This is a genomic window from Bradyrhizobium sp. CCBAU 53338 (assembly GCF_015291665.1).
GTDB lineage: Bacteria > Pseudomonadota > Alphaproteobacteria > Rhizobiales > Xanthobacteraceae > Bradyrhizobium.
Genome location: NZ_CP030048.1, coordinates 2,713,618 through 2,738,703 on the forward strand (window position 1 = coordinate 2,713,618; position 25,086 = coordinate 2,738,703).

General features: G+C 65.1%; 25 protein-coding genes. 17 read left to right on the forward strand and 8 right to left on the reverse strand.

Features of this window, described 5'->3' with window-relative positions; genetic code table 11:
* Window positions 1-70 precede the first annotated feature (70 nt).
* From XH90_RS12700 to XH90_RS12710, 3 genes are all read left to right on the forward strand, one after another.
* Window positions 71-682 carry an NAD(P)-dependent oxidoreductase gene (locus tag XH90_RS12700; protein WP_194481800.1) on the forward strand — a complete coding sequence of 204 codons (612 nt, stop codon included), beginning with the start codon at window positions 71-73 and terminating at the stop codon, window positions 680-682.
* A gap of 217 nt (window positions 683-899) precedes the next feature.
* Entirely contained in the window at window positions 900-1,265 is a 366-nt protein-coding gene (gene dksA / locus XH90_RS12705) for an RNA polymerase-binding protein DksA (protein WP_008554760.1), read from the forward strand.
* A gap of 462 nt (window positions 1,266-1,727) precedes the next feature.
* Window positions 1,728-2,507 carry a 2-keto-4-pentenoate hydratase gene (locus tag XH90_RS12710; RefSeq protein ID WP_194481801.1) on the forward strand — a complete coding sequence of 260 codons (780 nt, stop codon included), beginning with the start codon at window positions 1,728-1,730 and terminating at the stop codon, window positions 2,505-2,507.
* Between the two features lie 171 nt (window positions 2,508-2,678).
* Here XH90_RS12710 and flgH read toward each other — a convergent pair whose 3' ends face one another.
* Genes flgH through flgF form a run of 4 tightly spaced genes read right to left on the reverse strand, consistent with a single transcriptional unit; the run spans window position 2,679 to window position 6,160 of the window.
* Complete coding sequence (gene flgH, locus XH90_RS12715; protein ID WP_194481802.1) at window positions 2,679-3,440, reverse strand: flagellar basal body L-ring protein FlgH; 762 nt, start codon at window positions 3,438-3,440, stop codon at window positions 2,679-2,681.
* Between the two features lie 9 nt (window positions 3,441-3,449).
* Window positions 3,450-4,583, reverse strand: coding sequence for a flagellar basal body P-ring formation chaperone FlgA (flgA, locus tag XH90_RS12720; RefSeq protein WP_194482667.1), 1,134 nt, complete (start codon window positions 4,581-4,583; stop codon window positions 3,450-3,452).
* Between the two features lie 10 nt (window positions 4,584-4,593).
* Window positions 4,594-5,382: a flagellar basal-body rod protein FlgG gene (flgG, locus tag XH90_RS12725; RefSeq protein ID WP_194481803.1), complete on the reverse strand. Its 789-nt coding sequence runs from the start codon at window positions 5,380-5,382 to the stop codon at window positions 4,594-4,596.
* Window positions 5,383-5,398: 16 nt separating this feature from the next.
* Window positions 5,399-6,160 carry a flagellar basal-body rod protein FlgF gene (flgF, locus tag XH90_RS12730; RefSeq protein WP_194481804.1) on the reverse strand — a complete coding sequence of 254 codons (762 nt, stop codon included), beginning with the start codon at window positions 6,158-6,160 and terminating at the stop codon, window positions 5,399-5,401.
* 386 nt (window positions 6,161-6,546) lie between these two features.
* Between flgF and fliL the strand changes: the two genes are divergently transcribed.
* The 5 genes from fliL (at window position 6,547) to XH90_RS12755 (ending at window position 13,368) form a co-directional block, all read left to right on the forward strand.
* Window positions 6,547-7,044 carry a flagellar basal body-associated protein FliL gene (gene fliL / locus XH90_RS12735; protein ID WP_194481805.1) on the forward strand — a complete coding sequence of 166 codons (498 nt, stop codon included), beginning with the start codon at window positions 6,547-6,549 and terminating at the stop codon, window positions 7,042-7,044.
* Window positions 7,045-7,074: 30 nt separating this feature from the next.
* A complete protein-coding gene (gene fliM / locus XH90_RS12740) occupies window positions 7,075-8,277 on the forward strand; it encodes a flagellar motor switch protein FliM (protein WP_194481806.1) in 1,203 nt (400 codons plus the stop codon).
* Window positions 8,274-8,720, forward strand: a complete 447-nt coding sequence (locus tag XH90_RS12745; RefSeq protein WP_194481807.1) for a DUF6468 domain-containing protein — start codon at window positions 8,274-8,276, stop codon at window positions 8,718-8,720. The genes fliM and XH90_RS12745 overlap by 4 nt, the downstream gene beginning before the upstream one ends.
* 9 nt (window positions 8,721-8,729) lie before the next feature.
* Window positions 8,730-9,491 carry a MotE family protein gene (locus tag XH90_RS12750; protein WP_194481808.1) on the forward strand — a complete coding sequence of 254 codons (762 nt, stop codon included), beginning with the start codon at window positions 8,730-8,732 and terminating at the stop codon, window positions 9,489-9,491.
* Window positions 9,492-9,594: 103 nt separating this feature from the next.
* Window positions 9,595-13,368: a tetratricopeptide repeat protein gene (locus XH90_RS12755; protein WP_194481809.1), complete on the forward strand. Its 3,774-nt coding sequence runs from the start codon at window positions 9,595-9,597 to the stop codon at window positions 13,366-13,368.
* Between the two features lie 196 nt (window positions 13,369-13,564).
* Here XH90_RS12755 and fliP read toward each other — a convergent pair whose 3' ends face one another.
* The gene (gene fliP, locus XH90_RS12760) at window positions 13,565-14,320 is read right to left on the reverse strand and encodes a flagellar type III secretion system pore protein FliP (RefSeq protein ID WP_194481810.1); all 756 of its coding nucleotides are present in this window, start codon (window positions 14,318-14,320) and stop codon (window positions 13,565-13,567) included.
* Window positions 14,317-15,297 (reverse strand): flagellar biosynthetic protein FliO, encoded by a 981-nt coding sequence (locus XH90_RS12765; protein ID WP_194481811.1) that lies wholly within the window; start codon window positions 15,295-15,297, stop codon window positions 14,317-14,319. Before XH90_RS12765 ends, fliP begins: the two co-directional genes overlap by 4 nt.
* Window positions 15,298-15,658: 361 nt before the next feature.
* Between XH90_RS12765 and flgB the strand changes: the two genes are divergently transcribed.
* From flgB to XH90_RS12810, 9 genes are all read left to right on the forward strand, one after another.
* Window positions 15,659-16,063 (forward strand): flagellar basal body rod protein FlgB, encoded by a 405-nt coding sequence (gene flgB / locus XH90_RS12770; protein WP_194481812.1) that lies wholly within the window; start codon window positions 15,659-15,661, stop codon window positions 16,061-16,063.
* Between the two features lie 18 nt (window positions 16,064-16,081).
* Entirely contained in the window at window positions 16,082-16,507 is a 426-nt protein-coding gene (gene flgC, locus XH90_RS12775; protein ID WP_194481813.1) for a flagellar basal body rod protein FlgC, read from the forward strand.
* A gap of 17 nt (window positions 16,508-16,524) precedes the next feature.
* Window positions 16,525-16,833: a flagellar hook-basal body complex protein FliE gene (gene fliE / locus XH90_RS12780; protein ID WP_194481814.1), complete on the forward strand. Its 309-nt coding sequence runs from the start codon at window positions 16,525-16,527 to the stop codon at window positions 16,831-16,833.
* A 167-nt stretch (window positions 16,834-17,000) separates the two neighbouring features.
* Window positions 17,001-17,264 (forward strand): flagellar biosynthesis protein FliQ, encoded by a 264-nt coding sequence (fliQ, locus tag XH90_RS12785; RefSeq protein WP_194481815.1) that lies wholly within the window; start codon window positions 17,001-17,003, stop codon window positions 17,262-17,264.
* A 17-nt stretch (window positions 17,265-17,281) separates the two neighbouring features.
* Window positions 17,282-18,052, forward strand: a complete 771-nt coding sequence (gene fliR, locus XH90_RS12790; protein WP_194481816.1) for a flagellar biosynthetic protein FliR — start codon at window positions 17,282-17,284, stop codon at window positions 18,050-18,052.
* A gap of 177 nt (window positions 18,053-18,229) precedes the next feature.
* Complete coding sequence (gene flhB, locus XH90_RS12795; RefSeq protein WP_194481817.1) at window positions 18,230-19,309, forward strand: flagellar biosynthesis protein FlhB; 1,080 nt, start codon at window positions 18,230-18,232, stop codon at window positions 19,307-19,309.
* A 155-nt stretch (window positions 19,310-19,464) separates the two neighbouring features.
* A complete protein-coding gene (gene cckA, locus XH90_RS12800; protein WP_194481818.1) occupies window positions 19,465-22,050 on the forward strand; it encodes a cell cycle histidine kinase CckA in 2,586 nt (861 codons plus the stop codon).
* Window positions 22,051-22,264: 214 nt separating this feature from the next.
* Window positions 22,265-23,272 carry a Tim44 domain-containing protein gene (locus XH90_RS12805; protein WP_194481819.1) on the forward strand — a complete coding sequence of 336 codons (1,008 nt, stop codon included), beginning with the start codon at window positions 22,265-22,267 and terminating at the stop codon, window positions 23,270-23,272.
* Window positions 23,273-23,411: 139 nt separating this feature from the next.
* Window positions 23,412-24,119: a glutathione S-transferase gene (locus tag XH90_RS12810; RefSeq protein WP_194481820.1), complete on the forward strand. Its 708-nt coding sequence runs from the start codon at window positions 23,412-23,414 to the stop codon at window positions 24,117-24,119.
* Between the two features lies 1 nt (window position 24,120).
* On the opposite strand, the gene XH90_RS12815 is transcribed toward XH90_RS12810, so the two are convergent.
* Complete coding sequence (locus XH90_RS12815; RefSeq protein ID WP_194481821.1) at window positions 24,121-24,795, reverse strand: isoprenylcysteine carboxylmethyltransferase family protein; 675 nt, start codon at window positions 24,793-24,795, stop codon at window positions 24,121-24,123.
* A 117-nt stretch (window positions 24,796-24,912) separates the two neighbouring features.
* Window positions 24,913-25,086: a hypothetical protein gene (locus tag XH90_RS12820; RefSeq protein ID WP_194481822.1), complete on the reverse strand. Its 174-nt coding sequence runs from the start codon at window positions 25,084-25,086 to the stop codon at window positions 24,913-24,915.

Consider the following 25,086-nt stretch of genomic DNA (forward strand, 5'->3'; position numbering starts at 1 on the left):
CTCTCTTAACACCAGCATTCTTTGCGATATCTAGTAACTATTGGTTACTATTGAAGCAAAGGAGCCTTCCATGAAAATCGCAGTCGCCGGCGCCTCGGGCCGGGCCGGGTCGGAGATCACCAAGGAACTGTCCCGCCGCGGCCACGCGGTCACCGCCATCGCCCGGAACCCCGAGAAGATCGCAGGCTTGCCCAACGTCACGCCGACCAAGGGAGATGTGCTCGACCAGGCCGGTCTGACGAAACTCTGGTCCGGGCACGATGTTGCGGTGAGTTCCGTGCATTTCCTGGCGAGTGACCCGCACAAGCTGATCGGCGCGGCCAAGGGCTCCGGGGTCGGGCGCTATCTGGTTGTCGGCGGCGCTGGCAGCCTCGAGGTCGCTCCCGGCGTCAAACTGGTCACAACTCCCGGCTTTCCGGCCCAATACAAGGCCGAGGCGGAGGCTGGCTCCACGTTCCTCGACCTGCTGCGGCAGGAAAAGGACCTGAACTGGACCTTCATCTCGCCCTCGGCGCTGTTCGTCGAGGAAGCGCGAACTGGTAAGTTCCGGCTGGGCACCGATCAGCTTCTCGCAGATGCGAATGGCAAGAGCTGGATCAGCTTCGCCGACTACGCCATCGCACTCGCCGACGAGATCGAGAAACCGGCCCACTCGAGGCAGCGTTTCACGGTCGGCTACTAGGCCTTTGGCCGCCCCCGGGCCTCCTCCCGGATAAACCTTCCTGTGCAAGGGCTTGGGGGCGGTAACTGCGCCATTAAGGAAATATTGTCTGTCACAGGAGGCCACTATATAAGGCCCGGCTCAACGGACCCCGTTCCGTTCGCGAGTCGTTGCTTAAGAAGATAGGCCGCCCTTGGAAAAGTTGAAAAACTACCGACCGACCGAAAAAGAGCCTTTCATGAACGACCGGCAGAAGGAGTACTTCCGTTTGAAGCTCCTCGCCTGGAAGGATGAGATCCTCAAAGAGTCCAAGCTCACCCTGCAGGCTCTGCAGGAGGAGAACGTGAACCACCCCGATCTCGCCGATCGGGCATCGTCCGAAACCGACCGCGCCATCGAACTCCGCGCCCGCGACCGTCAGCGCAAGTTGATCGCCAAGATCGACGCAGCGCTCCAGCGGATCGAGGACAACACCTACGGGTATTGCGAGGACACCGGCGAGCCGATCTCGTTGAAGCGGCTTGAAGCCCGGCCCATCGCGACGCTCTCGGTGGAAGCGCAGGAGCGCCACGAGAAACGCGAGAAGGTCTATCGCGACGAATAGAGTCCGAGCCGCAGCGATGCGGCTCTTTGTTTTTGGACGCAAGGCGCCCTTTCGCGCCGCGATCGGCATTTTGCCTGTCGCTTGCCGCCGCGTTCTCGACGCGCGCGCGATCGCGAAAAATGAATCATGATCAACGACCTAGAGTCCGTTCCTGCGAGCTCACGTGAGTTCACATGAGAAACAGCCTTCACTTCAGGTGCGAGAGGTTTTGCGAGTCGCATCAACGAGATCGACTCGGATGCTGAGAGTCTGATCAAGCTGCATCAAGTATTGCTGCAATCAGGCTTCATGCGCCGCCGCAGGGCGCGCGTCTCCATAAAGCCTGGACCAGCTCAATTTTTTCTTAAGCGTCGGCGGCTCCCCGTAATCGTCCTGGTCTGGGGGGCAGCGCTTGTCAGGCCCGGGCGGGGATGCTGAAGTGCCGCCCCTGATTGTGATCGCGTAGCGTGGGAGGCGGCGCCGATGGACAAAATTCTCGAAGCCGCAAAGGCGATCGCGCTGGCGCGCCGCAACCATGCACCGCTCGCGGCGCTGGAACATCCGCCTGCCGACGAGGCCGAGGGCTATGAGGTCCAGCGCGCGCTGCACGATCTTCTGCTGAAGAATGTCGGCCCGCTGGTCGGCTACAAGATCGGCTGCACCAGCCAGGTGATGCAGGAGTATATCGGTATCCCGCACCCCTGCGCCGGCGGCGTGTTCCAGAAGGGCGTGCACGACAGCGGCGTCACGCTCGCGGCATCCGACTACGTCCGCGTGGGCGTCGAATGCGAGATCGCGGTGCGGCTGAAGCGCAATCTCGCCGCCGGCGAGGCGCCATTCACGGCCGAATGGGTCGGCGAGGCCGTCGAGGCCTATCATCCCGCCATCGAGATCGTCGACGACCGCTACGTGAAGTGGGAGACGATGGGCGCACCGACGCTGATCGCCGACGATTTCTTCGCCGCCGGCTGCGTGCTCGGCGAGGCGGTACCGCGCTCGTCGGTGCCGGACCTGAAGGCGGTGAAGGGCCGCGCCATCGTCAACGGCGAGGAAGTCAGCCACGGCACCGGCGCCGACGTGCTCGGCCATCCCCACAATGCACTCGCCTGGCTCGCCAACCATCTCGCCGCCGAAGGCAAGGGCCTGCACGCGGGACAGCTCGTGCTGACCGGCAGCTTGGTGAAGACGCTGTGGCTGAAAGCCGGCGACAAGGTGCGGATGGAACTGGACGGGCTGGGCGTGGTCGAGGCGGAGTTCAGCTGAACTCTCTCCGTCGTCATTGCGCGCGCAGCAAAGCAACGCAATGACGGAGTGTGAGGTGATACGGTCGCCAAAATACATGCGGCCCTCGCCAGGGGAGCTAGCGAGGGCCGCGTAGTACATCGTCGTTCGCGCCTAGGTTCGCGAGCACGATGTGGGAGCTCTTGAAGAGACTTAGAAGGGCAGCAGCACGTCCATGACTTGCTGGCCGTAGCGCGGCTGCTGCACGTCCGTGATCTGGCCGCGGCCGCCGTAGGCGATGCGGGCCTGTGCGATCTTGCTGGAATCGATGGTGTTGTCGCTCTGGATGTCTTCGGGGCGGACGATGCCGGCGACGATGAGTTCGCGGATCTCGTAATTGACGCGGATTTCCTGCTTGCCCTCGACCACGAGGTTACCGTTCGGGAGCACCTGGGTCACGACGGCTGCGACGTTGGTCTGCAGGGCTTCCGTGCGGTTGACCGAACCCTTGCCGTCGCTGGATGCGGATGAATCGGCGGTGAGAATGCGGCCGGGCAGGATCTTGTTGGCCTGGGTAATGGTCTTCGCGCCAATGAAATCAGTGATGCCGGAATCTTCCGAGTTGGTGCGGCTGCGCTGGGTCTCGTTGGACAGGTTGGCCTTGTCGGTGATGTTCACGGTCACGGTCAGGAGGTCGCCGACATGGGTGGCGCGCTGGTCCTTGAAGAACGCGCGACTGCCGTTCCGCCACAGCGAGTTCGGGCTGTAGGAGGCGACTTCCGGCTTCGGCATCGGCATCTGCACCGGCTTGTAGCCGGGCTGCGTCGTCGGATTGTCGATCGCCGACAGTTTTGGTTGCTCGCCGATCTGCGACAGGCGGTCGATCGAAGAGCAGCCGCCCAGCGCGCTGGCTGCGAGCAGCAGGGCGGAGATCGCGATGCGACGAAGACGGTGAGCCGAACTGAAAGCGGACATGACTAACTCTTACTTGGCTTGAGCTTGCGAGGCGCGAGCTTGTGGGATCTGGGCTTCTGCGACCTGGGCCGGCGACGCGGGGGGCTGGACCAGGTTCCGAAGCAGGGCTGCGGTGTCGACGGGTGCGGGGGCTTCGTCGCGCTTCAGCGAGGAGGTCTGCTCGACCGCGGCCGGCATCGGCGCTGACTGGCCGGCGCCCTCAACCGTCACCTGGCCGCGGCCGGTGACGATACCGGTCAGCGTCCGCTTGGTCTGCAGATTGAGAACGTTCACGGTGTCGCCTTCGGCGCCGTTGTCGATCGCCTTGCCGCGGGTGGTGAGGTAGATCCCGGGGACCTGGTAGATGACGGTGACGCTCTGGTCGCGCGACACGAGTTCGGGCTTGGCGATGTCGGCGACGCGGATCGGCGTGCCGGCGCGCATCGGCCGGCGCAGCTGCATGCCGACTGCGCGCTCGCGCAGCGCGGGCTCGCCGGCCACTTCCGCCTTCGGCCGACGCTCCTGCGCGACGTCGGAGGCTTTCAGCATCTCGCTGCGGTCGATGTCGCGGGTCAGAACAGCGACCTCGACGGTCTCGATCGCGGTGCCGGTCAGGCGCAGCTTGGTCGGCGCGGTGGTGCTGTCGTTGGCGATCTCGAAAGTGACATCGAAGCGGCCGCCACGCGCATCGTAGCGGGTCGCGACCGGCTGGAGCGCGCCGGTGTTGGAGGCGTCCAGCCGCATGTCGGAGATGCCGCGGTCGAAGGTGACGGTGATGTTGGCGGCATCGCCCAGGCCAAAGCGTCGCTCGAGCGCGGAGGCGACCGCGTCTTCGAGTTCCTTGTTGGCGAGCGTGCGGGCGAGGCGGGTGACCTGGACTTCCTTGATGTCGCCGGTCATCACGCCGATCACCTGCTTGGCGCGGAGCACGTTCAGGACCTGGGCGACCGGCAGCGCGCCGGTGGTGCCGAGATCGGGCGAGCGATAGACCGGGATCTGCGCGGCCGCCCCGGCATTGTCGATGAGGTCGCCGACGCGCACCACGTCGGAGGTGACGTTGACGCTGGCGCGCAGCGTCGGCGTGGCGATGCCGTCGTCGGCGGCCTGTGCCGGCAGCGCCAGCACGAGCAGGGTGGAGAGGGTGAGAAGCGCGGTGCGGATCATCATCATCACCTCAGCGGAACAGCGCCGTGGTCGATTGCATCATCTGGTCGGCGGCGCTGATCACCTTGGCGTTCATCTCGTAGGCGCGCTGGGCTGCGATCAGGTCGCTCATCTCCGAGACGACGTCGACATTGGCCTGTTCGAGACTGCCTTGCGTGATCTTGCCGTAGCCTTCCGAGTTCGCGGTGCCGTCCTGCGGCGAGCCGGACGATGTCGTCTCCGTGAACTGGTTGCTGCCGACCGGCTGCAGGCCCGCCTTGTTGATGAAGCGGGTTATGCCGATCTGGCCGAGAACGGTGTTGCTCGACGAGCCCGGCAGCGTCACGGTCACCTGGCCCTGCTCGTTGACGGTGATGCCCGAGGCGTTGTTCGGGATCGTGATGGTCGGCTGCACAGGGTTGCCGCCTGCGGTCACGACGCGGCCCTGATTGTCCATCTGGAAGGTGCCGTCGCGGGTGTACTGGTAGGTGCCGTCGGGCATCAGGATCTTGAAGAAGCCTTCGCCCGAGATGGCGAGGTCGAGATCGTTGCCGGTCTGCGACAGCGTGCCCTGGGTCATGCTGCGCGGAGTGCCGACGGTCTTGACGCCGCCGCCGATGTCGACGCCGACGGGCAGGATGGTGCCCTGGTCCGAGGCTTGGGCGCCGACGCGGCGGATGTGCTCGTAGATCAGGTCCTGGAACGCCGCGGTCTGCTTCTTGAAGCCGGTGGTGCGCAGGTTGGCGATGTTGTTGGAGATCACCTGAACGTTGAGTTCCTGTGCCGCCATTCCGGTCGCTGCGGTGTGAAGCGCCTGCATCTCAGTTCTCCCTCAATCAGGCCGGCACGTCGGCGAGCTTTTCGATCGCCGATTTGTGGAGGTCGCTCTGCTGCTGGAGCAGGTTGGCGATCGCGGTGTAGCTGCGCATCACCTCGACCATGCGGCTCATCTCGCCGACCGAATTCACGTTCGACTTCTCGATGTAACCCTGCTGGAGGGTGGACTTGGCGTCGACCTGCTGGTTGGCGTTGCCTGCCGCGTAGAGGTTGGCGCCGAGCTTGGTCAGCTTGGCCGGATCGTCGAAGCTCACCATGCGGATCTTGCCGCGGATCGAGTCGGTCTTGGCCGTGCCCTCCAGCACCGTCACGGTGCCGTCGGGGGCGACGTTGATGTCGTGGTCGGTCGGCTGGAACACGATCGGACCGCCGGTGCCGAGCACCAGATTGCCGTCGGAGGTGATGAGCTGGCCGGTGCTGCTGAGCGCGAACTTGCCGTCGCGGGTGTAACGCTCGGCGCCGTTGGCCTGCACGGCGAAAAACGCGTTGCCGCTGATCGCCATGTCCAGAGGGTTGTTGGTCGCCTCCATCGGCCCCTGGCCGACGTCGCGGTAGGTGCCGCGGTCCTGCACATAGGAGACCCGGCGGTCTGAGCCGATGAAATTGTCCTCATGCGCGTTCGAGTTCAGATACTCCTCGAACAGCGAATGGTCGGCCTTGAAGCCGTTGGTGTTGGCGTTGGCGACGTTGTTGGCGATGACATCCATCTGCCGCTCCAACGTCATCTGCCGTGACAATCCGATCAGAAGCGCATTCTGCATCGGTCAATCTCCCCTCAAGTGAGGCCGGCCATTTCGCTCTCCCAAGCGCCTTGGCCGATCCCGTGAAAGAGGCCGTCGGGTTCTCCCAAACCGTTCGGTCTCGGCCCTCTCTCAGCGAAAGCCGTGCCAACTCGGAAAGACGTGCAATTACAGCCGGTTCTCTATTTTTCGGCGGCGTGCGCGGGGGGCAGAAAGGTTCTGTTAGCCATGTTTGCCCGGCAGATTTTTCCTAGCTGAGGCCCAATCGAAAGGTTCCGTTAACCATTATTACCGTAGCGTTTGTGCTTAAGAGGAGCGCATTGCGCTGGGGCATTTGTATCGCGTCACCGTCTGCCACGAGGCTTCGCTCTTTCGACCCTTTTTGAGATGAGCGAGCCCGGACGATCATGGCAGATGAAGCGGAAGGCGGCGCAGCCGCCGAAGGCGCGGAAGCCGCTGCCCCCAAAAGCAAGTTCAAGCTGATCCTGATCGTCGTCGGCGTGCTGGTCGTACTCGGCGGCGGCGCCGCGTCCTGGTTCCTGTTCTTCCGCCATGGCGACGACGAGCATCACGCCGAGGCTGCGCCTCCGCCGAAGCCGCCGGCCTTCGTCGACGTACCCGACATGATGGTCAACCTCGCCGGCGCGCCCGGCGAGCGCGTGCAATATCTCAAGCTCAAGATCGTGCTCGAGCTGAAGGAAGAGAAGCAGATCGAGGCGATCAAGCCGTCGATGCCGCGCGTCACCGACATCTTCCAGACCTATGTGCGCGAGCTCCGCTCCTCCGACCTCAACGGTTCTGCCGGCATCTTCCGCCTCAGGGAAGAGCTGACCAAGCGCGTCAACGCTGCGGTCGCGCCGATCCAGGTCAGCGCGGTGCTGTTCAAGGAAGTCGTGCTCCAGTGAGGATGCTGCGGAAGGGTACGGGCTAGCGCCATGGCCGGCAACGAGCAGATGGACCAGGATGCGATTGCCGCCCAATGGGAGGCGTCGCTCGATTCCGAGGATCCCGCGGAGGCCGCGAAGGCTGCTGCCGAAAACGAACTCTCGGAGACCATGGCCATGCAATGGGCGGCCATGGTCGAGGACGGCAGCCGCGATCTCGGCAACGGCAAGAACTCCGGCGAGCGGGTGCTGTCGCAGGAGGAGATCGACAATCTCCTCGGCTTCACCGTCGGCGACGTCACGCTCGACGACCACAGCGGCATTCGCGCGATCATCGACTCGGCGATGGTCTCCTACGAGCGTCTGCCGATGCTCGAAATCGTCTTCGACCGCCTGGTGCGGCTGTTGACGACCTCCTTGCGCAATTTCACCTCCGACAACGTCGAAGTCTCGCTCGACCGCATCACGTCAGTGCGTTTCGGCGACTACATGAACTCGATCCCGCTGCCTGCCGTGCTCTCGGTCTTCAAGGCCGAGGAGTGGGAAAACTTCGGCATGGCGACGGTCGATTCCAGCCTGATCTACTCGATGATCGACGTGCTGCTCGGCGGCCGCCGCGGCTCGAGCCAGCTGCGCATCGAGGGCCGGCCCTACACCACGATCGAGACCGAGCTGGTCAAGCGCCTGGTCGAGGTGGTGCTGGCCGACGCCGAGCAGGCGTTCCGGCCGCTGTCGCCGGTGACCTTCACGATCGACCGGCTCGAGACCAACCCGCGCTTCGCCGCGATCAGCCGTCCCGCCAACGCCGCCATCCTGGTGCGCCTGCGCATCGACATGGAAGATCGCGGCGGCAACATCGAGCTTCTGCTTCCCTACGCGACCATCGAACCGATCAGGCCCGTCCTGCTCCAGATGTTCATGGGCGAGAAGTTCGGCCGTGATCCGATCTGGGAAGGCCATTTCGCCACCGAGATCGTGCAGGCCGAGATTTCCGTCGATGCGGTGCTCTACGAGGCCGATATTCCGCTCAAGCAACTGATGCGGCTGAAGGTCGGCGACACGCTGCCGCTGGACATGCGCGCCGACGCCAACGTCTCCGTGCGCTGCGGCGACGTCATCATCACCGAGGGACGCATGGGCCGGGTCGGGGAACGCGTTGCGATCCGCGTGACGAAACCCTTGCGCAAGCCAAGTACGACACTTGCGATGTTCGAGAAGGTGGACGAACAGAACAAGCTGATGGAGGCCCCATGAACCACTCCCTGGGAATGGCGATCGAGACGCTGGTGGCTATCCTGCTGATGCTCACGATCGGCTACTGCATGCTGCTCAACAAGCGGCTGACGCGGCTGAAGGCGGACGAGCATTCGCTGAAGGCCGTGATCGGCGAATTGATCACTGCGACCGAGATCGCCGAGCGCGCGATCGGCGGGCTCAAGCTCGCGGTGCGCGACGTCAACGAGAATCTCGGCAACCAGCTCGCGGCTGCGACGCAGATGTCCGACCAACTCTACAAACAGCTCGGCGAAGCCGACAACGTGGTGCGCCGACTCTCCAAGATCGCGATCGCGGCGCGTCCGGTGACGAATCCGGAAACGGCCGCCGCGCCCGCCTCCAAGCCGTCGTCGGCGAAGGCGGTGGCCGCCGCCGCCGAAGCCTTCTCCGAGCGCCGGCGGTCCAACGGTCTCGCCGCATAAAGTCAGGGTATGAAGTCCTTTCGTAACATCCGCGTCATTCCGGTCGTCCTGGTTGCGGTCGCAGGTCTCGCCACGCTGAAGGTGGCGGGGCTCGTGATCAATGGCGGCTACGTCTTCGACTACCAGCCGAACAGTGTGAAGAAGTCCTGGGCGCAGGAGAATCTGAACTTCCCGACCGGGCGAGAGGATCCTGACATCACCGGCTCGACGCATGGCGAGCCGAAGGAAGCGCCCAAGCCGGCCGCGCCCGAAAGCAAGCCCGAGGGCACGCCGGTCAAGCTGGACGAGTCCCAGCCGCAGATTTCGGACTCGGAGCGTGCGATCCTGGAGCGGCTGCAGTCGCGCCGCCAGGAGATCGAGGCCCGCCAGCGCGAGATCGACATCCGCGAGAGCCTGCTGAAGTCGGCGGAGAAGCGTATCGAAGGCAAGGTCGAGGAGATGAAGGCGGTGGAATCCCGCATCACCGCGACCCAGGCCGAGCAGAAGGCCGCGGAGGCCCAGCGCCTGAAAGGCCTCGTGACCATGTACGAGGGCATGAAGCCCAAGGACGCTGCGCGGGTGTTCGACCGGCTGGAAATGAGCGTGTTGATCGAGATCGCCTCGGCGATCGCCCCTCGAAAGATGTCCGACATACTGGGCCTGATGTCGTCGGAGGCTGCCGAGCGGCTGACCGTCGAGATGGCGCGCCGTGCCAACGGGGGCGGGGATCAGTCCGCTTCCGCCGGGGACCTGCCGAAGATCGAAGGCAAGCCGACGCAAAAGCCGAATTGAGGGCTCATACTTAAGAAGTCCTTAATTGGCAAAACCTACATTCGAGGGCATGGGCCGGCACCAGTGCCGGCGTGGACTCGTCGAACCGGAAGAAATGCCGCCAATGGCGCAGAAGGCTGCCGCTGGATTTGTGTCGCGAGCCCGCGCCTTGGTGCTTGGGCTGTCGTGCCATGTCCGCAAGGCCGTCCTGCTGGGCGCCTGCGGGTTGATCGGCCTGAGCTCGGTTGCCCACGCGGCCGATCCTGTCAGGGGCGAGGCGACTTTCTCGGCCGGCGGCGGCTTTGCCCGCCTCGTGATCAAGCTCGGCGAGGACGTCCCCTCCGAGGTGACGACGGCCGGCTCCATCCTCATCATCCGCTTCGACCGCCCCGTCGACGTTCCCGTCGATCGCGTGCCGGAGGGCGCGCCCGACTACGTCAACTCTGCCCGCCGCGATCCCGACGGCGTCGCGATCCGGTTGTCGCTGGCGCGGCGCGTCACCGTCAACACCATGAATGCCGGCGAGCGCACCTACATCGACCTGCTGCCGGAAGGCTGGAAGGGGCCGCCGCCCAGCCTGCCGATGGACGTGGTGAAGGAACTCGCCGAACGCGCCCGTGTCGCCGAGCGCGCGCTTCGCGCCCAGCGCGCCGCGGCCGAGACCAAGAAGCGCCCGCCGATCCGCGTGCGCGCCTCGATCCAGCCGACCTTCGTGCGCTTCGTGTTCGAGATGCCCGACGGCGTCGGTGTCTCCTCCGTGCTGAACGAGCAGAAGCTGACGCTCGCCTTCAACGCCAATCTCAATTTCGACCTTGCCGACGCCGTCGTCGCAGCGCCTCCGAACGTGGCTTCGATCAAGCAGAAGGCCGACGTCGACCAGACCAGTGTCGAGATCGCGCTGATCGGCGATTCCGACGTGCACTCCTTCCGCGACGACAAGAACTACGTCGTCGACATCGCCTTCCAGCCCGACAAGGGCAAGACTGCCGCGACGCCCGAAGCCGCGATCGCGAAGGCGGAGGCCGGCGGTCACGGACCGGCCCGCGCTGCGGAAAAGCCGGCGGCCGCGAAGCCGAAGGACTCCCATAGTGAGATCGCGCCGCCGACCTCGGAGGCAATCGCACGCGAAGCCAAGATCGAGGTCAAGCCCGAAGCGAAGTCGGAAGCGAAGCCCGAGGCGGCTGCCGCGATGCCGCTCGCCGAGGGGGCGAAGCCGGCGGTTGTAGCACCCGTTGCCGAAGCCCCGCACACCGAAGCGCCCAAGGAAGCAGCCAAGGAAGCCGCGATGCCCGCGGTGCCCGCGAAGGAAGCGGTCACGCCCGTCAAGTCGGCGGAGCCCGTCGTTGCCGAAGCACCCAAAGCGGAAGCCGTCAAGGAAGCTCCGAAAGAGGCCGTGCAGGCTGAAGCCAAGCCTGCCAAGCCCGCACCGGCCGAGGCGCAGGCCGCGCCGTCGCCTGTCGCCAGCGTCGATGCGCAGCGCGACAGCGACGGTCTGCGCGTGACGTTCCCGCTTTCTGTTGCAACCCCGGCCGCCGCATTTCGCCGCGGCGACACGGTGTGGCTGGTGTTCGACTCGCAAAAGCCTCTTGACGTGGAGGCGATCCGCACCCGGGGCGGCGCGATGATCGGCGAGGTCAGCCGCATGCCGCTCGACAAGGGGCAGGCGGTCCGCATCCGCCTCACCCGTCCGCTGGTCTATTCGCTGACCAGCGAGGAGGTCGGCAAGGAGACCAACTGGCTGCTCACGCTCGCCGACAAGATCCAGGCGACGCCGCTGCCCTTGATGATGTCGCGCAACATCACCGATCCCGCGCTCGCCAACATCGCGATCCCCTTCGCCAATCCGGGCCTGCTGCACAAGTTCACCGATCCCGATGCCGGCGACATGCTCTACGTCGTCACCGCGCGGCGGCCGGTTCGCGGCTTCATCAAGCGGCAGGATCTCGTCGATCTGTCGCTGCTGGAATCCGCCCATGGCATCGCGATCCGGCCGAACTCCGACGAGGTCGGCGTCGAGGTCGGATCGGACAAGGTCATTCTCGGCAAGAAGGGCGGCCTGACGCTGTCGCCGGTCGACGTCTCGGCCGAGCGCGCGCCGACCGCGGTGCGGCCGGTCTTCAATCCCGAAGGCTGGCGCAAGGGCCAGTCGGAAGATTTCTGGACGCGCCAGAGCGATCTGATCACGGCGATCTCGGCCGTCGAGCCGGCGCAGCGCTCGCTGCCGCGGCTCGACCTCGCCCAGTTCTACATGTCGCGCGCGATGTACTACGAAGCCAAGTCCGTGACCGACGTGATGCTGAGCGATCCCCTCAACAAGGAGGAGAGCAGTGCGCTGATCATCCACGCGATCGCGAGCATCCTGATCGGGCGGCCGGCGCAGGGCCTGAAGGATCTCGCCAATCCCGTGATCGGCAACAGCCATGATTCCCAGCTCTGGAAGGCGCTGGCCTATGCGCGCCAGGGCAAATGGGCGGACGCCCGCGAGAAGTTCAAGAACGTCGAATTCGCCATCGCCTCGCTGCCGCTCGACATCCAGCGCATCGTGACGATGGACGCGATGCGCGCCTCGCTCGAGGTCAAGGACTATGCCGGTGCCTCCAAGCGCCGCGGTGAGATCGAGGTGGTCGGCGTGCCGCCGGAGGCCGCGCCCGGCTTTGCCGTGCTGCGCGGCCGGCTCGCCGAAGCGCTCGGTCACGACAAGGACGCGCTCGACGACTACAAATTCGCCGTCGCCTCGAACGACCGGCCGGCAGCCGCCGAAGCCAAGCAGCTCGAGGTCGCGCTACGGCAGAAGCGCGACGAGATCAGCAAGGAAGACGCACTGAAGGAGCTCGAGACGCTGTCGATGACCTGGCGCGGCGACGCGATCGAGGTCAAGACGCTTCAGATGCTGTCGCAGCTCTATGCCGAGAGCGGGCGGTACCGCGACGCGCTCACCGCGGCGCGCACTGCGACCAGGCTCCAGCCCAATGCGGAAGCCTCGCGCCAGGCGCAGGATCTGGCGTCGGATCTGTTCACGCAGATCTTCCTGGGACCCAAGGGCGACGAGCTGCCGCCGGTCGAGGCGCTCGGGATGTTCTACGAGTTCCGCGAACTGACGCCGATCGGCCGGCGCGGCGACGAACTGATCCGCCGCCTGGCCGATCGTCTCGCCTCGGTCGACCTGCTCGACCAGGCCGCCGAGCTCCTGCAATACCAGGTCGACCATCGCCTCGAAGGCGCGGCGAGGGCGCAGGTCGCCGCGCGCCTTGCCATGATCTATCTCGCCAACCGCAAGCCGGACATGGCGATCACGGCGCTGCGCGCGAGCCGCATCAGCGATCTCTCCGGCGAATTGCGGCAGCAGCGCCTGCTGCTCGAAGCGCGCGCGCAGAGCGATGTCGGCCGCCATGACCTCGCGCTCGACATCGTCTCCAACGTCTCGGGGCGCGAAGTGCTGCGGCTGCGGTCCGACATTTTCTGGGCGGCGCGGCGCTGGCGCGAGTCCGCCGAGCAGATCGAGCTCTACTACGGCGATCGCTTCCGCGATTTCAAGCCGCTCAACGCGGTCGAGAAGAGCGATATCATCCGTGCCGCCGTCGGCTATGCGCTCGCCGACGACTCGATCGGCCTGTCGCGCTTCCGGGAGAAATACGCGCCCCTGATGAGCGAGAGCGCCGATCGGCTCGCCTTCGACGTCGCCAGCAAGCCGGCCGCAGCCTCCAGCGCCGAATTTGCCGAAATCGCAAAGCTCGCCGCAAGCGTCGACACGCTCGACGGTTTCCTCCGCGAGATGAAGCAGCGTTTCCCCGACGCCACCGCGCGCGCACCGGCCTCGCCGCAGGCCAGGGACGAGACCGAGCACACCGGCTCGCTGCCCACGATCCCCGTCGTGCGGCAGATCAAGATGACGCGGTAGCGAAAACAACCCCATGCACAGTAGACGGCAGCCGTCGAATCAAAGGGGCAGCTGACGTTGCGATTGAATGCGGATTTTACGAAATAGGTTCGACTCGTCGGGCAAACCACTGGCATGATGTTATCATGCGCATCGCCCCTCCGTCGCCGGCGGATCCAGCCGCCAAACTCGGTCCGCGACGGCTCCGCATTCGACGCTACCCCCCGTAACTCTGCACCAGACTTCCCGCCACCAGCGACCAGCCGTCGACCAGCACGAAGAAGATCAGCTTGAACGGCAGCGAGATCGTCGCGGGCGGCAGCATCATCATGCCCATCGACATCAACACCGAGGCGACGACGAGGTCGATGATGAGGAAGGGGAGAAACAGCAAGAAGCCGATCTCGAAGGCGCGCTTGAGCTCGGAGATCATGAAAGCGGGGACGAGGATGCGCAGCTCAAGCGCGTCGGGCGTCGCCGGCGGCGGCTCGCCGGAGAGATCCAGAAACAGCTTCAGGTCCTTCTCGCGCACGTTCTTCTGCATGAATCCGCGCAAGGGGACGGAGGCGCGCTGAAGCGCGTCCTCGACGCTGATCTGGTTGGCGACGAGCGGACGGATGCCGTCGTCGTAGGACTTTTGCAGCACCGGCCCCATCACGAAGAAGGTGAGGAACATCGCCAGCGCCAGGATCACCGAGTTGGGCGGGGCGGTCGCCGTGCCCATCGCGGTGCGCAGCAGCGACAGCACGACCACGATGCGCGTGAACGACGTCATCATGATCAGGATGGACGGCGCGATCGACAGCACCGTGAGCAGCGCGATCAGCTGGATGGCGCGCTCAGTGACGCCACCGCCGCCCTGGCCGCCGAGATTGATGCTGATGTCCTGCGCATGCGCGGGCATCGCGAGCGACATCGCGGCGATCAGGACAGAGAAAAAGAATACTCTACGCGGGAAGGACGGCAGCCTCACGAAGACGGCTTCGGACGGCCGAGCAGGGAGGCCATCTCGTCTTCGAGATTTTCAAAGCTGGTCTTTTCCGCGGCCGGCTTGGCCGCCGGCGCCGGAGGGGGCGGCGGCTCGACGCGTGCGGCGCGCGGAGAAGCCGTGGGCGCCTCCGGCGCGACCGGCGGCGCGATGGTCTCGCCGGCCGGACGGCGCAGGGCCGCCTCGAGGCGCTGGGCCATCTCGGCGAGATTTTGCTCGGCGCTCGACGGCGCGGCAGCCGCGGGGGCCGGCGGCGGCACCGGCGGAGCCTGCGGCACGGGCGGAGGAGGAGGCGGCGGCGCGACTGCGCGCTCGGCGCGCACCGACGGCATCTTCGGCGGCTCGCCCTGACGCGGCGGGCGCGGCATCAGTGGCGGCTCGCTGCGCGGAACGCGCGGCGGCATCGGCTCGGGACGGGGCTCACGCTCCAGACGCGGCGGCATCGGCTCGGGCGAGAAGCCGCCGAGCTGCGGTTCGCCGCGGCGCTCGGCCAGAGTGGGCGCCGGCCGGCGGAGCTCGTCGGCGAAAGAGGGGCGGCTAGGCCGCGGCGGCGGCTCCGGCATCTGCGTTTCGGGATGGTCGAGCACTTCGGGGCGCGGCGCCTCGTCGGCCCAGCTACCGGCATCGGGCATCGGGGCGAGGCGCGGCGGCTCGGCGGCGCTCGGACGCTGCGGAATCTGGTCGCGGCCAGCGGCGGCGCGCACGATGTTCGGTTCGACGACGATGTCGGTGGGACCGCCGATCATCAGGAGATGTTCGACGTTGTCACGGCGGACCAGCACCAGGCGCCGGCGGCCATCGACTGCGGCGGCGTCGATCACGGCGAGCCGGGGCATCCTGCCGCGCTGGGTGTTGGCGCCGAGCCGGGTGGTCGCGAATCGGCGGACCAGCCACGCCGCGACGCCGATCAACGCCAGAACGACGATGAACGCGACGATGAAGGTGATAGGGCTACCGTTCATACCTGTCCTCGGTAAATGGCGCTTCCGTCGTGCCCATGGTCAGAAGCCGACCACCAGCGTGCGATGCCCCAAAACTGCGATCTCTTAACGTCCCACGGCAAGTTTTGCCGTCCCCAACTCTTAATAACCCATGAATCGCCCGATCCAAAACGACTTCTTGGCCTGTCCCTGCATCGCCAAGCGGTTGGGTTAATGCAGCTTTTGGAACGCGTAGAATCACGGGGGGAGAATGGCATGTTTCAATCAGAAACATGCATCCGACGCGCCTTAACCGCTTGTTAACCATACACGCGGCAAATTCTGCCTAGCTTCGGACCCAAGTACGCACATGGGTCCGCAAGAGGCGGAAGGAGCCGCAACGATGTCCATCAACGATCTTCCGGTGCTGTCGGCGCTTCGAACCAAGATGCAGTGGCACCAGGAACGCCAGCGCGTCCTGTCCGAAAACGTCTCCAATTCCGATACCCCCAATTTCCGGCCGCGCGACCTGGTCGAACCGAAGTTCGACAAGAACGGCGCCACCACAGGCTCGATGGGCACCCTGGCCATGACGGTGACCAGCGCCTCGCACATGACGCCGTCGGGGGCGGCCTCCAGCTTCGACCAGAACAAGAATGCAGGTTTCGAGACGCGCCCCGCGGGCAATGCCGTCAATCTCGAAGAGGAGATGATGAAGTCCGCCAACAACCAGATGGATTATGCGGCGGTGACCTCGCTCTATTCGAAGAGCCTCCATCTTCTGAAGACCGCAATCGGCAAGGGCTAGAGCTAGAGGAGCCGGATCATGGCGAATGACAGCAGCGATTTTGCCCGCTCGATGGCGATCGCAACCTCGGGGTTGCGGGCGCAGGCCGGTCGGATGCGGGTGATCTCCGAAAACATCGCGAACGCGGATTCGACCTCGGCGACATCAGGCGGCGATCCCTATCGCCGCAAGGTGCCGACGTTCTCCTCGGCGCTCGACCGCACGCTCGACGCGCAGGTCGTCACGCTGGGCAAGATCAAGCCCGACCAGTCCGACTTTCGCATCAAATACGAGCCGAGCAATCCGGCGGCGGATGCCAACGGCAACGTGAAATATCCCAATGTGAATTCGGTGGTCGAGATGACCGACATGCGCGACGCGCAGCGGTCCTATGAGGCCAACGTCAACATCATCAGTGCGACGCGCCGGATGATCCAGCGCACGCTCGACATCCTCAAGGCCTGAACGGGAATTCTCAAGCCATGGCAACACCCTCAATCGCGGCCAATGCCTATGCCAACCTTGCGCGCGTGCTGGAAAATACCGGCGCAGGCAAGGGCAGCGAGCCGAACGGGCAGTCCTTTGCCTCGCTGCTGAAAGACGCCGTCGGCAGCGTCGTGGAATCCGGCCGCAAATCCGACGCGCAGACCGTGGCGATGGCCAACGGCAAGGCCAACGTGATGGACGTGGTGACGGCGGTCGCCGACACCGATGTCGCGGTGTCGACGCTGGTCTCGGTCCGCGACCGCGTGATCGCGGCGTACGAAGACATCATGAAGATGCCGATCTGATTTTCGGCGCGGGCGCTCGCCTCATCGTCATTGCGGGCGCAGCGAAGCAATCCAGGCTCTCTCCGCAGGCACCAGTCTGGATTGCTTCGCTGCGCTCGCAATGACGGGGAGGGGTCTTCGTTCCCCGTCGGCTTGGCGGGGATGTGACTTGAACAAGGAAAGTGCAAATGACCGGACCTGAAACCCTCGACGTCGCCCGCGATGCGATCTGGACCATCGTGATCGTGTCCTCACCGCTGATGGTGGTCGGGCTCGCGGTCGGCGTGATCGTGTCGCTGTTCCAGGCGCTGACGCAGATCCAGGAGCAGACGCTGGTCTACGTGCCGAAGATTCTCGCCATCTTTGCCACATTGCTACTGGCGCTACCGTTCATGGCCGATGCCCTCCACGCGCACATGCTGCGGATCTCGTCGCGAATCATCGGCGGCTGAGGCACTATGCGCCCACCATGCGCATCGACGTCTCGCTGCTGCCGGCGCTCGCCGCGGCCTTCATGCTCGCTTTCGCCCGGGTCGGCGCGATGGTGATGCTGCTGCCGGGGCTCGGCGAGACCAACATACCGGCGCGGGTGAAACTGTCGATCGCGCTGCTGCTGACGCTGATCATCCTGCCGCTGCATCGCAACGCCTATCAGGTCGACATGGGCTCGCTCGCGCCGATGCTGGTGATGATGCTGCACGAGATCGTGATCGGCATCGTGCTCGGCGCGACCGCGCGCGTGACGCTGTCGGCGCTGCAGGTCGCGGGCGCCGTGATCGCGCAGCAGATGGGGCTCGGCTTCGTCACCTCGGTCGATCCGACCCAGGGGCAGCAGGGCGTGCTGGTCGGCAACTTCCTGACCATGCTGGGCGTGACCCTGCTGTTTGCCACCGACAGTCATCATCTGGTGATCGCGGCACTGAATGACAGCTATTCGATCTTCGCGCCGGGCGAGACCGTATCGAGCGGCGACGTGGCGTCGCTGGCAACACGCGCCTTCTCCGCAGCGTTCCTGCTCGGCCTGCAGCTGTCAGGGCCTTTTCTGGTGTTCGGGCTCGTCTTCAATATCGGGCTCGGCGTGCTGGCGCGCCTGATGCCGCAGATGCAGGTCTATTTCGTCGGCGTGCCGCTATCGATCTTCGCTGGCTTCATGGTGCTGGCCGTGGTGCTCACGGCGATGATGGGCACCTATCTCGATTACTTCATCGGTGTCATGCACCAGATGCTGCCGCTCAAGTAGGTGAGCTGGTGCCGCCGATTTGAAGTTCCTACATGGCAAACCTCGCGTTCGACCAGGAACTTCAAATCGATCTGCGGCACTAGCCAAATTGATTGAGAGTCTCGTAGCGCCCCTGTGCTTTCCGAAGTTCGTGCACGGGGGCCGCGAAAGTGACGAACTTCGGAAAGCGGGCGCTACGTGGCGGAAGACAACGATCCAGAGAGTCAAACAGAAGACCCGACGCAAAAACGCCTCGACCAGGCGCTCGAACGCGGCGACGTTGCCAAAAGCCAGGAGATCAACACCTGGTTCATGATCGCGGGCGGCACGCTCGTGATCTCGACTTTCTCAGGCTCGGTCGGCAGCGGGCTGCTGACGCCGATGCGCAATCTGCTGGCCAATTCCTGGATGATCAAGACCGATCCCGGGAACCTGCTCGCACTGATGCGGCAGATCGAGGTCGCGGTGCTCGCCGCAGTCGGCGTTCCGCTGTTGATGCTGGTGATCGCGGCCATTGCCGGCAACATGCTCCAGCACCGGCTGGTGTGGTCGGCCGAATCCCTCACGCCCAAATTCAGCAAGCTCTCGCCGGCAGCGGGCTTCAAGCGCATCTTCGGCAAGCAGGCGGGGGCCAACTTCCTGAAGGGCATCGGCAAGCTCGTCGTGCTCGGCGCGGTCATGACCACGATCCTGTGGCCGGAGCGGCACCGCATGGAGGCGATGGTCAAGCTCGATCCAATGGCCATGCTCGGTGCCACCACCGGCATGATCGTCCACCTGCTCGGCTCGGTGGTCGCAGCCCTCGCGATCATCGCCATCGGCGACTATTTCTTCCAGTACCGCAGCTGGTTCCAGCGGCAGAAGATGTCGCTCCAGGAGATCAAGGAAGAGTTCAAGCAGTCGGAAGGTGACCCGCACATCAAGGGCAAGCTCCGGCAATTGCGCCAGCAGCGCTCCAAGAAGCGCATGATGGCGGCGGTTCCCAAGGCCTCGGTGATCATCACCAACCCGACCCACTATTCGGTGGCGCTGTCCTACGAGCGCGGCATGTCGGCGCCGATCTGCGTCGCCAAGGGCGTCGACAACCTCGCTTTCAAGATCCGGGAAATCGCGCGCGAGCACGACATTCCGATCGTCGAGAACGTGCCGCTGGCCCGCGCGCTCTACGCCACCGTCGAGATCGACCAGGAAATCCCCATGGAGCACTACCATGCGGTTGCCGAGGTCATCGGCTACGTCATGCGGATGAAGCGCGGTTTTAGCGCCGCGCGGCAATAAAACCCCCGAAAAGTACCGGAAATGGCTGTAAGCTGGGAATCAGCGTACGCTTTCGCCCCGCCGCCCTTGCGTCTGCGGGTCCGATTCAGGCAGGGAGGACCCCACGTGCCCCCGAAGCGCGTTGATTCTCTGCCGACAGGCCAAACCTGCGTGAAATGACCGCCGAGACCGACCACGACCTGTCACGCGAGCCCGTTGCGGCGCAAGAACCGTCGCCGCGCTCGGGCAGCATTGCGCTGGTGCTCCTTGTGGCCACCGGCCTTGTTGCGGTCGCCGTCGGGCTGATGACGCTCGGGCGCGCGCAGGCGCAGCCCTATATTCTCGGCATTCTCGCCGTGCTGGCGATGATCGGCTTGTTCAATCTGTTCGCCTTCGCCGCCGGTATCATCCGCTTCGTCGACCGCAATCTCGACGATCCCGTGATGGGGCGCATTGCCGATCATGCCTTCGACGGTCTCGCGGTGACCGATCCCCGTGGCCATGTGGTCTATTCCAACGCGGCCTATCTTACGCTGACCGGCGCCGCCGGCCCGCAGGACGTGCGCCCGGTGGAGCGTGTCTTCATCGGCAATCCGGACGTTTCCGAAGCGGTGTTCCGCCTGCTCAAGGCGGCGCGCGAGGGCAAGCGTCAGCAGGAAGAGGTGCGCATTTCCGGCCAGGACGGCAGCCAGGGGCGCTGGCTGCGCATGCGCGTGCGTCCGCTCGGCACCGGAAAGCGCGAGGCCAAATATGCGGTGTGGTCGATCTCCGACATCACCCGCGATCGCGAGCGCCAGGAGGACGTGTTCCAGGAGCTCCAGCACGCGATCGAATACCTCGATCACGCGCCGTGCGGTTTCTTCTCGGTCAATCCCGCCGGCGAACTCGCTTACGTCAATGCGACGCTGGCGAACTGGCTCGACTACGATCTCGCCGAGATCGGCTCGGGCGGCTTGAGGCTTGCAGACATCGTCTCGGGCGACGGCACTTCGCTGCTGAGCTCGATCGTGGCCGTGCCGGGCGAAGTGAAGACGGAGGTCTTCGACATCGATCTGCGCATGCGCACCGGCAAGACCATGCCGGTCCGGCTCTATCACAAGCTCGCCTTCGGCGCCGACGGCGCACCGGGGCCGTCCCGCACGCTCGTCATCAGCCGCGCCCGCGACGAACGCAGCGATCCCGATCGCGCCGCCGAAGTGCGTTTCATGCGCTTCTTCGACCACACGCCGATGGCGATCGCCACCGTCGATCGGGGCGGCAACGTCGTGCGGGCGAACGCGCGCTATGCCAAGCTGGCGCAGGGGCTTGGGCTCGACAGCGCCTCCAAGTCGATCTTCCGCGCCATCAATGCCCGCGACCGTCATCTGGTGATCGCGGCGATCAACCAGGCCGCCGAGGGCCAGGCCGACATCGCTCCGGTCGAGGTTGCGCTGGAAGGCACCAAGGAGCGCTGGGGCCAGTTCTTCGTCACGCCCGTCGACGCGGCCGAGAATGACGCGGAAGCCGCCATCGTGCACATGCTCGAGACCACCGAGCGGCGCGCACTGGAGAACCAGATCAACCAGTCGCAGAAGATGGAGACGGTCGGTCAGCTCGCCGGCGGCATCGCTCACGACTTCAACAACGTGCTCTCCGCCATCATGATGGCGAACGACTTCCTGCTGAACGCGCACAAGCCGACAGATCCGTCGTTCCAGGACATCATGCAGATCAAGCAGAATGCGACGCGGGCTGCGACGCTGGTGCGGCAGTTGCTCGCCTTCTCGCGGCGGCAGACGCTGCGGCCGCAGGTGCTCGATCTCGGCGATGCGCTGTCGGATCTCACCATGCTGCTGCGACGCCTGATCGGCGAGAAGGTCAAGCTCGACCTGATCCACGGCCGCGACCTGTGGCCGGTCAAGGTCGACGTCTCCCAGTTCGAGCAGGTCATCGTCAATCTCGCGGTGAACGCGCGCGATGCCATGCCCGACGGCGGCAAGCTGATCATCCGCACGGCCAATGTCGCGACCGAAGAGGCGGGCAGGCTCGCTTACAAGGGCATGCCGGCCGCGGATTATGTGCGGATCGAAGTCGCCGACACCGGCACCGGCATCCCCGCCGACATCCGCGACAAGATCTTCGAGCCGTTCTTCTCGACCAAGGAAGTCGGCAAGGGCACCGGCCTTGGCCTCTCAACCGTCTACGGCATCGTCAAGCAGACCGGCGGTTTCATCTACGTCGACTCCGAACCGGGGCACGGCACCTCTTTCCACATCTTCCTGCCGCGCCATCACGCCGAGCCCGAGGTCCAGGTCGAGCAGCCTGCGGCTGCGAGCGTCGCGACGAACGGTGCTGCGAAGGAAGCCGTCCCCGCCGCGGTCGAGGCCAAGTCTCGCACCGATCTGACCGGACAGGGCACGATCCTGCTGGTCGAAGACGAGGAAGGCCTGCGTGCGCTCAACGCCCGCGGCCTGCGCTCGCGCGGCTATACCGTCGTCGAGGCCGAGAACGGCGTCGAGGCGATGGAGGTGCTGGAAGAGCAGAGCGGTGCGATCGATCTCGTCGTTTCCGACGTCGTGATGCCGGAGATGGACGGACCGACGCTGCTCAAGGCGATGCGGGAGAAGAACCCCGACATCCGCTTCATCTTCGTCTCCGGCTACGCCGAGGATGCGTTCGAGAAGAGCCTGCCCGAGGGGCAGCAGTTCGACTTCCTGCCAAAACCGTTCACGCTCAGCCAACTCGTGGCGGCGGTGAAGGAGACGATGACGAAGCAGGGGTGAGCGCGCGGCTGCGCCCGCGTTGACGAGGCGAAAACCCGTTCATCGTGAATCGACATTTCACCGGTAACAGGCGACCGTGGTTCCCGCTCCCATCCGGCCAAGTCCCCGGTAAATATGGGCTTTTGCCACATCCCCGCGACTGAGGGCCGCAGCCGCGGGTTCCGAAACCGGCTTCCATTTTGATGAAGGCTGCCCATCTTACTGGCACGTCCCCATGCCGGGGATTTGGGAAACGCACATGAAGTTCTCGCAATGGTCCCGCAGTTTCGTGAAGACGATTGCCGTCGTCCTGGCGCTCGCGCTGCCGACGGCGCTTGCGATCTCCTCCGCTGACGCCCGCGTCGGCGGAGGCTTCTCGTCGGGGTCGCGCGGTTCGCGGACCTTCTCGGCCCCGCCGTCGACCACGACCGCGCCTGGCTCGACCTCGCAATTCAACCGCACCTATAGCCAGCCGGGCGCCGGCATGAACAGTGCTGCGCCTGCGCGCGGCGGCCTGTTCGGCCGCGGCGGTGGCTTCCTGGGTGGTCTTGCGGCCGGCTTCCTCGGCGCGGGCCTTCTGGGCATGCTGTTCGGTGGCGGCCTGTTCGGCGGCCTCGGCGGCCTGTCGTCGATCCTGGGCCTGATCATCCAGATCGCGCTCGTCGTGTTCGTGGTGCGGCTGGGAATGTCCTGGTGGCAACGACGCAATTCGCCGCGGGCGGCCTATGCCGGCGGCGCTGACACCGGTTCGGGTCCGCAGACGAGCTATCGCAGCGGTCTCGGTGGTGGGCTCGGCTCGGGTCTTGGCGGCGGCTTCGGCTTCGGCGCCAACAACGCGCCGCTCGAGATCAAGCCCGACGACTACGAGGCGTTCGAGCGTCTGCTCGGCGACATCCAGTCTGCGTGGTCGAACGAGGACGTTGCCAAGCTGCACACGCTGGCGACGCCGGAAATGGTCTCTTATTTCGAGCAGGATCTTGCCCAGAACCGTGCGCGCAACGCGGTCAACAAGGTGACCAACGTCAAGCTGTTGCAGGGCGACCTCGCCGAAGCCTGGCGCGAAGGCGAGACCGACTACGCGACGGTGGCGATGCGCTTTGCGCTCACCGACAAAACGGTCGACCGCAACACCGGCGCGGTCGTCGCCGGCAGCGAGCAGCCGGGCGAAGTCACCGAGGTCTGGACCTTCGCCCGCCGCCCGGGCAGCCCCTGGGAATTGTCGGCGATCCAGCAGACCAACTGATCGCGCTCATAGCGACAAGCGAGGGCGTCGTGCTTCGGCACGGCGCCCTTTTTGTTTGGGGTCCAGTGCTCTCCGTCCCACTCTGACGGAACTTGCGTCACGTGCTAGGCTTGTCCTGCGCGTCGCAAAGGACTGTCTCATGACATACGAGCTCTACTATTGGCCCGAGATCCAGGGGCGCGGCGAATACGTGCGGCTGGCGCTGGAGGAGGCGGGGGCGGCTTACGTCGACGTTGCGCGCGGATCGCGCGGCAGCGGCGCCATGATGAAGATGATGGAGGTCCACAAGGGCACGCCGCCCTTTGCGCCGCCGTTCCTGAAAGCCGGCAAGCTCGTGATCGGCCAGACCGCCAACATCCTGCTCTATCTCGGCGCTCGTCACGGGCTCGCGCCGAAGACTGAAGCCGGGAAACTCTGGGTGCACCAGCTTCAATTGACGATCACGGACTTTGTGCTGGAGATCCACGACACCCATCATCCGCTCGGGCCTTCGCTCTACTATGAAGACCAGAAGGCGCCGGCGAAGAAGCGTACCGCCGAATTCTGGGATGAGCGCGTGCCGAAATATCTCGGCTATTTCGAGCAGCTTCTCGATGACCATGGTGGTGTCTATGTCACCGGTCGCAGGCTAACCTATGTCGATCTCTCGCTGTTCCAGATCGTGGACGGGCTGCGCTACGCCTTTCCCAAGCGCATGAAGGCGTTCGAGAAAAAGATCCCTGGCCTCGTCGACCTGCACGACCGCGTCGCGTCGCGGCCGGGCATCAAGGCCTATCTTGCAAGCGAGCGCAGGATTCCCTTCAACGAGCAGGGCATCTTCAGGCGCTATCGCGAGCTGGACGCATGAATCACCACACGCCCGGCAGCAGGCGATAGCGCACCCGCGCGGCATAGTCGGAATAACCCGGCAGTCCCGCGCGCAACGTGCGTTCTTCGATGTGGATGCGGATCGCAAGCAGGATCAAAAGGACAGGCGCCACGGCAAGTCCCCACCATGAGCCCAACAGCAGCGGCACGCCGGCGAAGAACATGATCATGCCGCTGTACATGGGATGGCGGACATGGGCGTAGGGCCCGGTCGAGATCACATGCTGGGCGCGCTCGGCCTGCAGCTTCACCACAGGTGCGGCGAACGAGTTCTCGCGGAACACCCACATCGTGAACGCCGTGCAGCCGAGATACAGCACGAAGCCGAGGGCCTGCAATGCGACCGGCACGTTGGAGGCAACGGCGCGCCGGTCGAGACCGATGGCAATCAGCCAGCCCAGGATGGCCGCGATGAAGATAACGATGAAGGCCTGGTCGGCGCGCGGCTGCTCCCTCTGGATCACCGGACGGAGCCGCTCTGCCAGCAGCCCCGGATCGATCCGGTAGAGCCACCAGCCGCAGAGCGGGCCGAGCAGGGCGGAGGTGGCGAGGAACACCCAGGCCGACGGCCAATGCAGCGTGCCCGCGGAGGCGAACAACAGTGCGCCCATCGCGACGACGAAGATCGTGTTCTGCAACAAGAGGCGTGCGATCATGCGCGGTTCCCCCGGGCATTCTCGCACGAGTCTCGCAGCGCTATCCGGCAAATATGCGACCGGATACGCGAAAAGCCCGGTCACCAGGACCGGGCGATCCATCGCAGGCAAACGCGATCAGGCGAGCTGATCGATCCGCGTGCCCTGACCCGGCGGCAGCGGCGCGGGCGGCGTCGGCTGATAGGTCGGGTCGTTGTCCCTGGTCTTGGTCTGGTCGTCCGGCTGCTTGGTCGTGTCGTAGCTCGGGACCACGATCGTGACAGGCGGCGGCGCAACGCTGGAAACGCTCAT